General features: G+C 68.4%; 9 protein-coding genes. 6 read left to right on the top strand and 3 right to left on the bottom strand.

The window, feature by feature from the left end; translation table 11 throughout:
* The first annotated feature begins 152 nt into the window (after positions 1-152).
* The 5 genes from ACFWRV_RS05305 (at position 153) to tuf (ending at position 8,877) form a co-directional block, all read left to right on the top strand.
* On the top strand, positions 153-4,052 hold the full coding sequence (locus ACFWRV_RS05305; RefSeq protein ID WP_384328461.1) for a DNA-directed RNA polymerase subunit beta': 3,900 nt from the start codon (positions 153-155) through the stop codon (positions 4,050-4,052).
* 461 nt (positions 4,053-4,513) lie between these two features.
* Complete coding sequence (gene rpsL, locus ACFWRV_RS05300; RefSeq protein ID WP_003948652.1) at positions 4,514-4,885, top strand: 30S ribosomal protein S12; 372 nt, start codon at positions 4,514-4,516, stop codon at positions 4,883-4,885.
* 2 nt (positions 4,886-4,887) lie between these two features.
* On the top strand, positions 4,888-5,358 hold the full coding sequence (gene rpsG / locus ACFWRV_RS05295; RefSeq protein WP_003966970.1) for a 30S ribosomal protein S7: 471 nt from the start codon (positions 4,888-4,890) through the stop codon (positions 5,356-5,358).
* Between the two features lie 38 nt (positions 5,359-5,396).
* Positions 5,397-7,526, top strand: a complete 2,130-nt coding sequence (gene fusA, locus ACFWRV_RS05290; protein ID WP_384328457.1) for an elongation factor G — start codon at positions 5,397-5,399, stop codon at positions 7,524-7,526.
* 157 nt (positions 7,527-7,683) lie between these two features.
* On the top strand, positions 7,684-8,877 hold the full coding sequence (gene tuf, locus ACFWRV_RS05285) for an elongation factor Tu (RefSeq protein ID WP_010058805.1): 1,194 nt from the start codon (positions 7,684-7,686) through the stop codon (positions 8,875-8,877).
* 209 nt (positions 8,878-9,086) lie between these two features.
* On the opposite strand, the gene ACFWRV_RS05280 is transcribed toward tuf, so the two are convergent.
* From ACFWRV_RS05280 to ACFWRV_RS05270, 3 genes are all read right to left on the bottom strand, one after another.
* Positions 9,087-9,812, bottom strand: coding sequence for a S1 family peptidase (locus tag ACFWRV_RS05280; RefSeq protein WP_384328453.1), 726 nt, complete (start codon positions 9,810-9,812; stop codon positions 9,087-9,089).
* Positions 9,813-9,959: 147 nt separating this feature from the next.
* Positions 9,960-11,981, bottom strand: a complete 2,022-nt coding sequence (locus ACFWRV_RS05275; protein WP_384328599.1) for a PIG-L family deacetylase — start codon at positions 11,979-11,981, stop codon at positions 9,960-9,962.
* A gap of 204 nt (positions 11,982-12,185) precedes the next feature.
* On the bottom strand, positions 12,186-12,761 hold the full coding sequence (locus ACFWRV_RS05270; protein WP_384328450.1) for a TetR/AcrR family transcriptional regulator: 576 nt from the start codon (positions 12,759-12,761) through the stop codon (positions 12,186-12,188).
* 69 nt (positions 12,762-12,830) lie between these two features.
* On the opposite strand from ACFWRV_RS05270, the gene ACFWRV_RS05265 reads away from it, so the two are divergent.
* Complete coding sequence (locus tag ACFWRV_RS05265; RefSeq protein ID WP_384328447.1) at positions 12,831-13,418, top strand: dihydrofolate reductase family protein; 588 nt, start codon at positions 12,831-12,833, stop codon at positions 13,416-13,418.
* The last annotated feature ends 223 nt before the right edge of the window (positions 13,419-13,641 follow it).

Here is a 13,641-nt window from a genome sequence, read left to right as displayed (position 1 = left end):
TAACTGGGTTTCGCCCTGTCCGGGGGCGCGCCGTGCTGCTTCTATGTGTTGTGAGGGGCCGGCCGGCCGCATCATCCCGTGGGGGCCGGCCCTCCCCGGACCCGTTCAGACCATTGATTGAGACGAGACCCCGAAAGAGGGATTGACGACAAGTGCTCGACGTCAACTTCTTCGACGAGCTGCGGATCGGCCTTGCCACCGCGGACGACATCCGGACCTGGTCGCACGGCGAAGTGAAGAAGCCGGAGACCATCAACTACCGCACGCTCAAGCCCGAAAAGGACGGACTCTTCTGCGAGAAGATCTTCGGTCCGACCCGGGACTGGGAGTGCTACTGCGGCAAGTACAAGCGTGTCCGCTTCAAGGGCATCATCTGCGAGCGCTGCGGCGTCGAGGTCACTCGCGCCAAGGTGCGTCGTGAGCGGATGGGCCACATCGAGCTTGCCGCTCCCGTCACCCACATCTGGTACTTCAAGGGCGTTCCCTCTCGCCTCGGATACCTGCTGGACCTCGCGCCGAAGGACCTCGAGAAGGTCATCTACTTCGCCGCGTACATGATCACGTTCGTGGACGAGGAGCGTCGTACCCGCGACCTGCCGTCCCTGGAGGCTCACGTCTCCGTCGAGCGCCAGCAGACCGAGAACCGCCGTGACTCCGACCTGGAGGCCCGCGCCAAGAAGCTCGAGACCGACCTGGCCGAGCTGGAGGCCGAGGGCGCCAAGGCCGACGTGCGCCGCAAGGTGCGCGAAGGCGCCGAGCGTGAGATGAAGCAGCTGCGCGACCGTGCGCAGCGCGAGATCGACCGCCTCGACGAGGTGTGGAGCCGCTTCAAGAACCTCAAGGTCCAGGACCTGGAGGGCGACGAGCTGCTCTACCGCGAGCTGCGTGACCGCTTCGGCACGTACTTCGACGGCTGCATGGGCGCCGCCGCGCTGCAGAAGCGTCTGGAGTCCTTCGACCTCGACGAGGAGGCCGAGCGCCTCCGCGAGATCATCCGCACCGGCAAGGGCCAGAAGAAGACCCGCGCGCTCAAGCGCCTCAAGGTCGTCTCCGCGTTCCTGCAGACCAGCAACAAGCCCAAGGGCATGGTGCTCGACTGCGTGCCGGTCATCCCGCCGGACCTGCGTCCGATGGTGCAGCTGGACGGTGGCCGCTTCGCGACCTCCGACCTGAACGACCTGTACCGCCGTGTGATCAACCGCAACAACCGCCTCAAGCGTCTCCTTGACCTCGGCGCCCCCGAGATCATCGTGAACAACGAGAAGCGGATGCTGCAGGAGGCCGTCGACGCGCTGTTCGACAACGGCCGCCGCGGTCGCCCGGTCACCGGTCCCGGCAACCGTCCCCTGAAGTCCCTCAGCGACATGCTGAAGGGCAAGCAGGGCCGTTTCCGTCAGAACCTCCTCGGCAAGCGTGTGGACTACTCCGCGCGTTCCGTGATCGTCGTCGGTCCGCAGCTCAAGCTGCACCAGTGCGGTCTGCCGAAGGCGATGGCGCTGGAGCTCTTCAAGCCGTTCGTGATGAAGCGCCTGGTGGACCTGAACCACGCGCAGAACATCAAGTCGGCCAAGCGCATGGTCGAGCGTGGCCGCACCGTCGTGTACGACGTCCTCGAAGAGGTCATCGCCGAGCACCCGGTGCTGCTGAACCGTGCGCCCACCCTGCACCGCCTGGGCATCCAGGCCTTCGAGCCGCAGCTGGTCGAGGGCAAGGCCATCCAGATCCACCCGCTCGTCTGCACCGCGTTCAACGCGGACTTCGACGGTGACCAGATGGCCGTGCACCTGCCGCTCTCCGCGGAGGCGCAGGCCGAGGCCCGCATCCTGATGCTGTCCTCGAACAACATCCTGAAGCCGGCCGACGGCCGTCCCGTCACCATGCCGACCCAGGACATGGTGCTGGGCCTCTTCTTCCTCACCACGGACGACGAGGGCCGCAACGTCAAGGGCGCGGACCGCGCGTTCGGCTCCACGGCGGAGGCCACCATGGCCTTCGACGCCCGCGAGCTGTCGCTCCAGGCGAAGATCGACATCCGCTTCCCGGTCGGCACCATGCCGCCGCGTGGCTGGGTGCCGCCGGTCGCCGAGGAGGGCGAGCCGGAGTACCAGCCCGGCGACACCTTCCGGCTGCGGACCAGCCTGGGCCGCGCGCTCTTCAACGAGCTGCTGCCCGAGGACTACCCGTTCGTCGACTACTCGGTGGGCAAGAAGCAGCTCTCCGAGATCGTCAACGACCTGGCCGAGCGCTACCCCAAGGTCATCGTGGCGGCGACGCTCGACAACCTGAAGGCGGCGGGCTTCCACTGGGCGACCCGTTCCGGTGTCACCGTGGCCTTCTCGGACATCCTCGGTCCGCCGGAGAAGCCGCAGATCCTGGAGCGGTACGAGGGCGACGCCCTCAAGGTCCAGAACCAGTTCGAGCGCGGTCTGATCACCAAGGACGAGCGCACGCAGGAAATGGTCGTCATCTGGAACAAGGCCACCAACGAGGTGTCCGAGGCCATGCAGCGGAACTTCCCGCGGACCAACTCGATCTTCGTCATGATCGAGTCCGGTGCGCGAGGAAACATGATGCAGATGCGTCAGATCGCCGGTATGCGTGGTCTGGTGGCCAACGCCAAGAACGAGACCATCCCGCGTCCGATCAAGGCGTCGTACCGTGACGGTCTGACCGTCCTCGAGTACTTCATCGCCACCCACGGCGCCCGTAAGGGTCTGGCGGACACCGCCCTGCGTACCGCCGACTCGGGTTACCTGACCCGTCGTCTGGTGGACGTCTCGCAGGACGTGATCATTCGCGAGGAGGACTGCGGCACCGACCGCGGCCTCAAGCTGAAGATCGCGGTCAAGGGCGCCGACGGCGTGCTCCGCAAGACGGAGGACGTCGAGACCTCGGTCTACGCCCGCATGCTCGCCGAGGACGTCGTGGTGGACGGCAAGGTCATCGCGCCTGCCAACGTCGACCTCGGCGACGTCCTGATCGACGCCCTGGTGGGCGCCGGCGTCGAGGAGGTCAAGACCCGCTCGGTCCTGACCTGTGAGTCCGCGGTCGGCACCTGTGCCTTCTGCTACGGACGCTCGCTCGCCACCGGCAAGCTGGTCGACATCGGTGAGGCTGTCGGCATCATCGCCGCCCAGTCCATCGGTGAGCCCGGTACCCAGCTGACGATGCGTACCTTCCACACCGGTGGTGTGGCCGGTGACGACATCACCCAGGGTCTGCCCCGAGTCGTCGAGCTCTTCGAAGCCCGTACGCCGAAGGGTGTCGCCCCGATCTCCGAGGCCAAGGGCCGCGTGCGGATCGAGGAGACCGAGAAGACCAAGAAGCTCGTCGTCACCCCGGACGACGGCAGCGACGAGACGGCGTTCCCGATCTCGAAGCGTGCCCGTCTGCTCGTGGGCGAGGGCGACCCGGTCGAGGTGGGCCAGAAGCTCACCGTCGGTGCGACCAACCCGCACGACGTGCTGCGCATCCTCGGCCAGCGTGCGGTCCAGGTCCACCTGGTCGGCGAAGTCCAGAAGGTCTACAACTCGCAGGGCGTGTCGATCCACGACAAGCACATCGAGATCATCATCCGGCAGATGCTCCGCCGCGTGACGATCATCGAGTCCGGCGACGCGGAGCTGCTTCCGGGCGAGCTGGTCGAGCGGTCGAAGTTCGAGACCGAGAACCGTCGTGTGGTCACCGAGGGCGGTCACCCCGCCTCCGGCCGTCCGCAGCTGATGGGTATCACCAAGGCCTCGCTCGCCACCGAGTCGTGGCTGTCGGCGGCGTCCTTCCAGGAGACGACCAGGGTCCTCACCGACGCGGCGATCAACGCCAAGTCGGACTCCCTGATCGGCCTCAAGGAGAACGTCATCATCGGTAAGCTCATCCCGGCCGGTACGGGTCTGTCCCGCTACCGCAACATCCGGGTCGAGCCGACCGAGGAGGCCAAGGCCGCGATGTACTCGGCCGTCGGCTACGACGACATCGACTACTCGCCGTTCGGCACCGGCTCCGGCCAGGCCGTTCCGCTGGAGGACTACGACTACGGTCCGTACAACCAGTAAGCGAGCGGCTGTCGCTTGAAACGCCTGAGGGCGGTCATCCCGTGCGCAACGGGGTGGCCGCCCTCAGGCGTGTGCGGGGGCGGGCCTGCCCGGGGGCCTGGGGGCCCGCCCGGAGGCCGGGCGTCGGGTGGCGGGCCTCCGGGGCGCTGAGCTGCGCCCGAAGGGCCTACGGGGGTGGTCATCGCCATCGGTGGCCAGAGGCGCGGGGCCCGGCCCGCGGGCGTGGACAGCATTTGTTTTGACCCAGCTCCGTGAGGTAGGTACGCTCAAGCCTTGTGCCTGGGGTGTGCCTGGGCTCGTGTGCGTGTCATCAACCGCATCGCGGGTCCGTCAGTAGCCACCGCAATCTGCGCTCCTCCTGTCCGCAGGGCGGAAGTCCGCAGTATTCGACACACCCGACCGCGTGGGTCGGCGATGTTCCAGGTTAGTTTCACGAACGGCACACAGAAACCGGAGAAGTAGTGCCTACGATCCAGCAGCTGGTCCGGAAGGGCCGGCAGGACAAGGTCGAGAAGAACAAGACGCCCGCGCTCGAGGGTTCGCCCCAGCGTCGCGGTGTCTGCACGCGTGTGTTCACGACCACCCCGAAGAAGCCGAACTCGGCGCTCCGTAAGGTCGCGCGTGTGCGTCTGACCTCCGGCATCGAGGTCACGGCCTACATCCCGGGTGAGGGACACAACCTGCAGGAGCACTCCATCGTGCTCGTGCGTGGTGGCCGTGTGAAGGACCTGCCGGGTGTTCGTTACAAGATCATCCGCGGCTCCCTTGACACCCAGGGTGTCAAGAACCGCAAGCAGGCCCGCAGCCGCTACGGCGCCAAGAAGGAGAAGTAAGAATGCCTCGTAAGGGCCCCGCCCCGAAGCGCCCGGTCATCATCGACCCGGTCTACAGCTCTCCTCTTGTCACGTCGCTGATCAACAAGATCCTCCTCGACGGTAAGCGTTCCACCGCCGAGCGGATCGTGTACGGCGCCATGGAAGGCCTCCGCGAGAAGACCGGCAACGACCCGGTCATCACGCTGAAGCGCGCGCTTGAGAACGTCAAGCCCTCGCTCGAGGTCAAGTCCCGCCGTGTCGGTGGCGCCACCTACCAGGTGCCGATCGAGGTCAAGCCCGGTCGCGCGTCCACCCTCGCTCTGCGCTGGCTCGTCGGTTACTCCCGCGCCCGCCGCGAGAAGACCATGACCGAGCGCCTCATGAACGAACTGCTCGACGCCTCCAACGGCCTCGGCGCTTCGGTCAAGAAGCGTGAGGACACCCACAAGATGGCCGAGTCCAACAAGGCCTTCGCGCACTACCGCTGGTAGTCGCTACCCCCATCGAGACCGAGAGAAGATTGAGCCTTATGGCCACCACTTCGCTTGACCTGGCCAAGGTCCGCAACATTGGGATCATGGCCCACATCGACGCGGGCAAGACGACCACCACTGAGCGGATCCTCTTCTACACCGGTGTGAGCTACAAGATCGGTGAAGTCCACGACGGCGCTGCCACGATGGACTGGATGGAGCAGGAGCAGGAGCGCGGCATCACGATCACGTCTGCCGCGACGACCTGCCACTGGCCGCTCAACGATGTTGACCACACCATCAACATCATCGACACCCCGGGTCACGTCGACTTCACCGTCGAGGTGGAGCGTTCGCTCCGCGTCCTCGACGGCGCTGTCACCGTGTTCGACGGTGTCGCGGGCGTCGAGCCGCAGTCCGAGACCGTTTGGCGTCAGGCGGACCGCTACGGCGTGCCGCGTATCTGCTTCGTCAACAAGCTCGACCGCACCGGTGCGGACTTCTTCCGTTGCGTCGACATGATCGTGGAGCGCCTCGGCGCCACCCCGATCGTCATGCAGCTCCCCATCGGCGCCGAGGCGGACTTCACCGGCGTCGTCGACCTCGTGTCGATGAAGGCCTTCGTGTACCCCGAAGAGGCCGCCAAGGGCGAGATGTACAACACCGTCGACATCCCGGACAACCTCCAGGAGTCCGCCGTCGAATGGCGCGGGAAGCTCCTCGAGGCCGTGGCCGAGAACGACGACGCGATGATGGAGCTGTACCTGGAGGGCACCGAGCCCACCCAGGAGCAGCTGCACGAGGCGATCCGCCGCATCACCCTTGCGTCGAAGGGCAGCGCCGACTCCGTCACCGTCACCCCGGTGTTCTGTGGCACCGCGTTCAAGAACAAGGGCGTCCAGCCCCTGCTCGACGCGGTCGTGCGCTACCTGCCTTCCCCCCTGGACGTCGAGGCCATCGAGGGCCACGACGTGAAGGACCCGGAGAAGGTCATCGCGCGCAAGCCCTCGGACGACGAGCCGTTCTCCGGCCTGGCGTTCAAGATCGCGAGCGACCCGCACCTCGGCAAGCTCACCTTCGTCCGGATCTACTCCGGTCGCCTGGAGGCCGGCACCGCGGTGCTGAACTCCGTCAAGGGCAAGAAGGAGCGCATCGGCAAGATCTACCGCATGCACGCGAACAAGCGTGAGGAGATCGCATCGGTGGGCGCCGGCGACATCATCGCCGTCATGGGTCTCAAGCAGACCACCACCGGTGAGACGCTGTGCGACGACAAGAACCCGGTCATCCTGGAGTCCATGGACTTCCCGGCGCCGGTCATCCAGGTCGCCATCGAGCCGAAGTCCAAGGGCGACCAGGAGAAGCTGGGTGTCGCCATCCAGCGCCTCTCGGAGGAGGACCCCTCCTTCCAGGTGCACTCCGACGAGGAGACCGGCCAGACCATCATCGGTGGTATGGGCGAGCTTCACCTCGAGGTGCTCGTCGACCGCATGAAGCGCGAGTTCCGCGTCGAGGCGAACGTCGGCAAGCCCCAGGTCGCGTACCGCGAGACGATCCGCAAGGCCGTCGAGCGCATCGACTTCACGCACAAGAAGCAGACTGGTGGTACCGGCCAGTTCGCGAAGGTGCAGATCGCCCTCGAGCCCATCGAGGGTGGCGACGCCTCCTACGAGTTCGTCAACAAGGTCACCGGTGGCCGCATCCCCCGTGAGTACATTCCCTCGGTGGACGCGGGTGCTCAGGAAGCCATGCAGTTCGGCATCCTGGCCGGTTACGAGATGGTCGGCGTCCGCGTCACCCTTCTCGACGGTGGTTACCACGAGGTCGACTCCTCGGAGCTCGCCTTCAAGATCGCCGGTTCGCAGGCGTTCAAGGAGGGTGCCCGCAAGGCCTCTCCCGTGCTCCTCGAGCCGATGATGGCCGTCGAGGTCACCACGCCCGAGGACTACATGGGCGATGTCATCGGCGACCTCAACTCCCGCCGTGGCCAGATCCAGGCCATGGAGGAGCGCAGCGGCGCTCGCGTCGTGAAGGGCCTCGTGCCCCTCTCGGAGATGTTCGGCTACGTCGGAGACCTCCGCAGCAAGACCTCGGGTCGCGCAAGCTACTCGATGCAGTTCGACTCCTACGCCGAGGTTCCGCGGAACGTCGCCGAGGAGATCATCGCGAAGGCCAAGGGCGAGTAACTCTCCCGAGCTCACGCTTTAGGCTTGTCACCGGAGCCTGGCGGGCATGCGGCACAGCGCGCGAGCACTGTGCCGTATGCCCCCGGCGCCGGCACCCCAGCAAAGATCACCTGGCGCCGATGAAGCAAGGCGTACAGAACCACTCAGGAGGACCCCAGTGGCGAAGGCAAAGTTCGAGCGGACTAAGCCCCACGTCAACATCGGCACCATCGGTCACATCGACCACGGTAAGACGACCCTCACGGCCGCCATTACCAAGGTGCTGCACGACGCGTACCCGGACCTGAACGAGGCCTCGGCCTTCGACCAGATCGACAAGGCTCCCGAAGAGCGCCAGCGCGGTATCACCATCTCCATCGCGCACGTCGAGTACCAGACGGAGTCGCGTCACTACGCGCACGTCGACTGCCCCGGTCACGCGGACTACATCAAGAACATGATCACGGGTGCCGCGCAGATGGACGGCGCCATCCTCGTGGTCGCCGCCACCGACGGCCCGATGCCGCAGACCAAGGAGCACGTGCTCCTGGCCCGCCAGGTCGGCGTCCCCTACATCGTCGTCGCCCTGAACAAGGCCGACATGGTGGACGACGAGGAGATCCTGGAGCTCGTCGAGCTCGAGGTCCGTGAGCTCCTCTCCGAGTACGAGTTCCCGGGCGACGACGTTCCGGTCGTCAAGGTCTCGGCGCTCAAGGCGCTCGAGGGCGACAAGGAGTGGGGTGAGTCCGTCCTCAACCTGATGAAGGCTGTCGACGAGTCCATCCCGCAGCCCGAGCGTGACGTCGAGAAGCCGTTCCTCATGCCGATCGAGGACGTCTTCACGATCACCGGTCGCGGTACGGTCGTCACCGGCCGCATCGAGCGTGGTGTCCTGAAGGTCAACGAGACCGTCGACATCGTCGGTATCAAGACCGAGAAGACCACCACCACGGTCACCGGCATCGAGATGTTCCGCAAGCTGCTCGACGAGGGCCAGGCCGGTGAGAACGTCGGTCTGCTCCTCCGTGGCATCAAGCGCGAGGACGTCGAGCGCGGCCAGGTCATCATCAAGCCCGGCTCGGTCACGCCGCACACCGAGTTCCAGGCGCAGTCCTACATCCTGTCGAAGGACGAGGGTGGCCGTCACACCCCCTTCTTCAACAACTACCGCCCGCAGTTCTACTTCCGTACCACGGACGTGACGGGCGTTGTGACCCTTCCCGAGGGCACCGAGATGGTCATGCCGGGTGACAACACCCTCATGGACGTCGCGCTGATCCAGCCGGTCGCCATGGAAGAGGGCCTGAAGTTCGCCATCCGTGAGGGTGGCCGGACCGTGGGCGCCGGCCAGGTCACCAAGATCATCAAGTAGTTTCTGCTTGGTCCTTGGACCTGGTGGCTCACTGAGCTGCAAGAAGGGCCCCGCACCTCGAAAGAGGTGCGGGGCCCTTCGCCATGCCCGGACTTCGCGGCGGAATGGCTGTAGGGCCCCGGTACCTCGGGCGGTGAGGTACGGGGGCCCTACGGTTCAGGGGGACGGCGGGTCGGTCAGGTGCCCGCCGTCCCGGGTGGGGTGTCCGGTCAGACGCCCGCGATCGACTGGATCCAGGACCGGTACGCGGTGACGTTCGTGTACGCGGTCGTGGTCTGGCGGTCGCTGGTGGAGGCGACGCCGACCTGGATGCCGTTCGCGGTCATCGGGCCGCCGGAGTCGCCGCCGGCGGTGATGCCGTTGCCGCGGCGGGCGCAGATGGCCGAGCCGCCGTACGCGTCACCGCAGCCGCCGGTGACCGTCACGTTGGCGACCTTCAGGTAGCGGGACTGGCAGTTGGCCTCGGCGCCGCACTGCGATGTGGCGCCCCAGCCCCAGACCTGGACGCTCTGCCCGACGCTCACCGAGCCGGGCGGACCGAGGCGGGAGTAGGTCGCCTGCACGGAACGGTCCAGCCGCACCAGCGCCAGGTCCGAGCTGTGGGTGTAGGTCTGGGCGCCGTTCGCCACCACGCCGCCGCTGTGCTGGTCGAGGCTGCCGATGCGGAACGACAGACCGCCGCCGGTGACGCAGTGCTTCGCGGTGAGGATCCAGGTCGGCGCGATGATCGTCGCCGAACAGGTCTCTCTGCCGTTCGAGAAGAGCCGGGCGGCCCAAGGGGCGTTGGTCGCCTGGCCGCCGCCGATGATCTGGGTGCTCGGCGGCGGGGCGTCCTGGAGCGGCGGCGCGGGTGCGGCCGCCGCGGACGGTGCGAAGAGCGAGAGGACGCAGGCTGCTGCTGCGGCGACAGCGGGCATGAGCCTGGATATGCGCATGATGCCTCGTTTCGCGCGACACGCTGGGTAGGCGTGTCTGTGGGGGATGGTGGGCAACAGGGTGCCGGAGCGCGAAGAGGGCGGGGTACTAACGTTTGGCCATAACGCGGCGTTATGGGGCCGGAGTTGGCGGGAACGTGACCGCTTCTACGGCCGCCACACCCAGGGCGCGGCGTCCGGCCCGAACCCCACGACGGCGGGCCGCCCGTCCGCCGCGCCGAGGTGGAGGGCGGCGCCGTCCAGGGAGACGGGGCCCCGGGAGCGTACGGATGTGCCTTCGGCGGTACGCAGCTGGATCCGGCCCTCCGCGGACCGGCCGAGCAGTACCGGGCCGCCCGGTGAGGCGGCGGCGGTCACCGGACCGTAGCCGCCGAAGCGGGGCGCGGGGGCGGGGGCGGCCCGCACGACGGCGATCCCCGCCCGCGCGGCGGGCCGGTAGTACAGCTCCACGGACCCGTCGGGCGCGGGGAGTGCGCCGGGCGCGTGCGCGGGGACGGGGGAGCCGGTGAGCTGGGTGCGGGCGGTGACGCCGGCGCCCGGGGCGTCCTGGGTCCAGTGGTGCACGGCATGGTGGCCGGCCGCGTACACATGGACGCACCCGGCCGTGTCGACGACCGCGGTCAGCCCGTCCTGCACCTCGCCGCCGCCCATGTCGCGCCAGCCGCTCCAGCGGCCGGTGGCCGCGTCGCGCACCCGGGTGCTGAGGCCCTTCTCCGCGTTCCGTACGAAGAGGTGGACCCGGCCGTCCGGGGCCGTCACGGCGACCGGGGTCCCGATCCGCCGCCCGTGGTCGCCGCCGGTGGCGGGGTTGCCGAGGCCCCGCCAGGCGAGGAAGGGGCCGCCGGGGGAGCGCTGTTCCAGCACCACGATCTCGCGTTCGTTGTCCGCGCCGTGCCCGCCGAGCGCGGCGAACCGCAGCCCGAACAGCAACTGCCGCCCGTCCGCCGTCGCCGCGCCGCCCAGTGCCGGGGCGAGCGGCCCGCCGCCGAGGTCGTCCGGCGCGTCCCACACCCCGCTGCCGGGCGCGCTCTCGCGCCACCGGACGGCGCGCAGCCCCAGCACCCCGTAGGCGGTGAGCCGGCCGTCCGTCCCGGAGGCGACCTGGGTCCGGGGGCCCGGATAGCGGTGGTGGGTGGAGCGGACCCACCCCTTGCGATTGGTCAGGGGCCGGTCGCCGCCGACGTTGTAGTCGCCGCACCCCGAGGGGTTGCCGCACTCCCAGTCGGGCGCGCCGCCGTAGGGGACGAGGTGGGCGGCCTTGCGCTCCAGCACCGCGGGCGGCAGGTTCTTGGGCCAGTGCCGGTTGTAGTACCCCCGGAACGAGGCGACGACGAACCCGGGCACCGGCTCCCCGCGCCCCGTCGCCCCCGCCACCCAGCGGATCAGGGCGGCCCAGGCGAAACACCCGGCCGCGGTGTGGTCGGCGTGATCGGAGTACCCGCGCTGCTCGCTGTCCCGGCGGCGCTCGTACTCGCTGCTGAACTGGAGGTCCGGGTCCGGGTCGAGGGTGTGCACGACGGTCGGCCGGTACTGCTCCAGGAGCCCGACGAGGACGTCGATCAGGGACTCGTACGTATACGAACCGGCGCGCTCCAGCGGCGAGTCGTCGGCGACGACGGTACGCAGGACGAGCCGGCGGTCCCGCCAGAGACTGGGCAGCCCGGGGCGGCCGCGCCCGGTGCGCATCGCGGTGTTGAGGAAGACCAGCTCGACCTGGCGGACGCCGTCGGCCAGCACGTTCACCTCGGCGCGGTGGCCGCCGCGCAGGGTCACCACCGACTTCCGCCAGGGCGTGAACCGGTCGAGCCCGAGCAGCTCGGCGTACGCCTGGCGCAGGCCCTGGTGGCGGGAGGAGGAGTACGCGGCACGGTCGGGGGCCGGACGGGGCGCACCGGGAACCTTGTTGAGGCCGTCCGCCTCGCCCGCGGTCAGATACACGCAGACCAGCGGGGTCCCGGCGTCGAGGGCCTCACGGGTGTCCGGGTTCATGAAGTACAGGTCGTCGTCCGGGTGCGCCAGCAGCTGCATGACCAGGGCCCGCCGGGTGCTCGCTATGGCCAGGCCGGGCGCCGGGTCCGGCACCGGACCGCGTCGCCGGGGCGGCGGTACGGCGCACCCGGCGGTGGCGGCGGTCGCGGTGGCCGCGAGGAGGACGGCGCGCCGGGGCATGCGTATTCGGGACAGGACAGATCGATCCACCACGCCGCGCACTCCGTCCGTCCCGCTTCCCCCGCAGCGGGCGAACGGCCGCCCTGTCCTGCGTACTGCCTGACTCTTCGCGCAGGTCAGCGGCGGTCGAGCCGCACCTGCGGGGGAGTAGACGAGCATCGGGGCGGGCGGGTTGCCCGACCGGGGTGTGAGGTTGGGCGCGGGCTACGGCCTCACGATGCGCTCCACGGCGGCCTCGACGAGCTGTGCGCGCTCGGCCTCGGAGAACACTCCGGGCAGGGTGAGCTGTTCGACGATGAGCCAGTTGTACGCCAGGTACAGCAGCCGGACCGCGGTCGCGTCGCCCGGCAGGCCGGACTCCTGGTGGTAGGCCACGTTGGCGTCGACGTCCGCGCGGACCCGGTCGGTCAGCACCGCGCGCAGCTCGGGACGCCGGGTGGCTTCGAGGCGCAGTTCGAGCAGCGCCAGATAGCCGGTGCGGAAAGCGCTGATCCGGCCCACCAGCTCGTGCATCAGTGCCGCGTAGGTCTCCTGGTCCGAGGCGCTGGACCGGTGTCGTTCGATCGTCGCCGCATCGGGCTGGAGCCGTTCGTAGACCCGAGCGCCCGCTTGGGTGAGCAGGTCGTCGCGGTTGGCGAAGTAGTTGGAGGCCGTGCCGGCGGGCACGGCGGCTTCCGCGTCCACGGCTCGGAAGGTCAGACCGCGCGCTCCCTCCCTGGCGAGTACCTCGATCGCCGCGTCGACGAGGGCGGTCCTGCGTTCGGCGTTTCTGCGCACCATTGACACCACTCCAGCCGTAGTACTATATTCAAACCACTACACTCAGAGTACTACACGTGGAGTTCATTTATGCGGAAGCTCGTGTACTACATCGCTGTCTCCCTCGACGGCTACATCGCCGGGCCCGGCGGGGAGTTCGACTTCTACCCCTACGGCGACGAGAAGCAGGCCGCCGCCTTCATCGAGTGGATCAATGCCCGCTACCCCGAGACGATCCCCACGTCCATGCGCGCCGAGCACGGCCTGTCGGACACCCCGAGCCAGCGCTTCGACACGGTCCTGATGGGTCGCGGAAGCTATCGCCCGGCCCTGGACGCGGGCGTCACGAGCCCCTACGCCCATCTGCGTCAGTACGTCGTGTCGAGCACGCTCGCACCGGACATCGACCCGGCGGTCACCGTGGTCGGCGAGGACCCGCTCGCCCTGGTCCGCGACCTCAAGCGACAGGAGGGCCGGGACATCTGGCTCTGCGGGGGCGGACGTCTCGCCGGAACGCTGCTGCCGGCGATCGACGAGCTGATCGTCAAGAGCTACCCGGTGGTCGCGGGCGTGGGAGTCCCGGTGTTCGACGGGAAGTTCGACCCCACGGTCTTCGCGGTGGCCGATCGCACCTCGTTCACCAACGACGTCACGGTCACGTGGTTCGAACGGCGGTGACGCCCGGCCGCCCCGTCGATCTCGGGGCGGATGTCCGGCGCCCCCGCTCCGCCGGTTGCGTGTCCGCGTTTGAGCACTCGTTCGCTCGGGGTAGGATTCCCGACTCGATTGGCCAGGCCCGCGCCCCGTATGGCACACTGACCAGGTTGCTCGGTTGAGTGTCAATGCTGCGCGCCTCCCGCCGGGAGGACCGGAAGCGAGTCCCACAGTACTCGTCGGCCCC

This window comes from Streptomyces sp. NPDC058576 (assembly GCF_042718715.1).
Lineage (GTDB): Bacteria > Actinomycetota > Actinomycetes > Streptomycetales > Streptomycetaceae > Streptomyces.
The sequence above is the reverse complement of the archived record's forward strand: the minus strand, read 5'-3'. Positions and strand labels throughout refer to the sequence as shown.

What these genes read in the sequence shown, in the direction of transcription:
- rpsG (WP_003966970.1), top strand. Translation starts at nt 4,888, where the DNA reads ATGCCTCGTAAGGGCCCCGCCCCGAAGCGCCCGGTCATCATCGACCCG.
- fusA (WP_384328457.1), top strand. Translation starts at nt 5,397, where the DNA reads ATGGCCACCACTTCGCTTGACCTGGCCAAGGTCCGCAACATTGGGATC.
- ACFWRV_RS05280 (WP_384328453.1), bottom strand. Translation starts at nt 9,812, where the DNA reads ATGCGCATATCCAGGCTCATGCCCGCTGTCGCCGCAGCAGCAGCCTGC.
- ACFWRV_RS05275 (WP_384328599.1), bottom strand. Translation starts at nt 11,981, where the DNA reads ATGCCCCGGCGCGCCGTCCTCCTCGCGGCCACCGCGACCGCCGCCACC.
- ACFWRV_RS05270 (WP_384328450.1), bottom strand. Translation starts at nt 12,761, where the DNA reads ATGGTGCGCAGAAACGCCGAACGCAGGACCGCCCTCGTCGACGCGGCG.
- ACFWRV_RS05265 (WP_384328447.1), top strand. Translation starts at nt 12,831, where the DNA reads ATGCGGAAGCTCGTGTACTACATCGCTGTCTCCCTCGACGGCTACATC.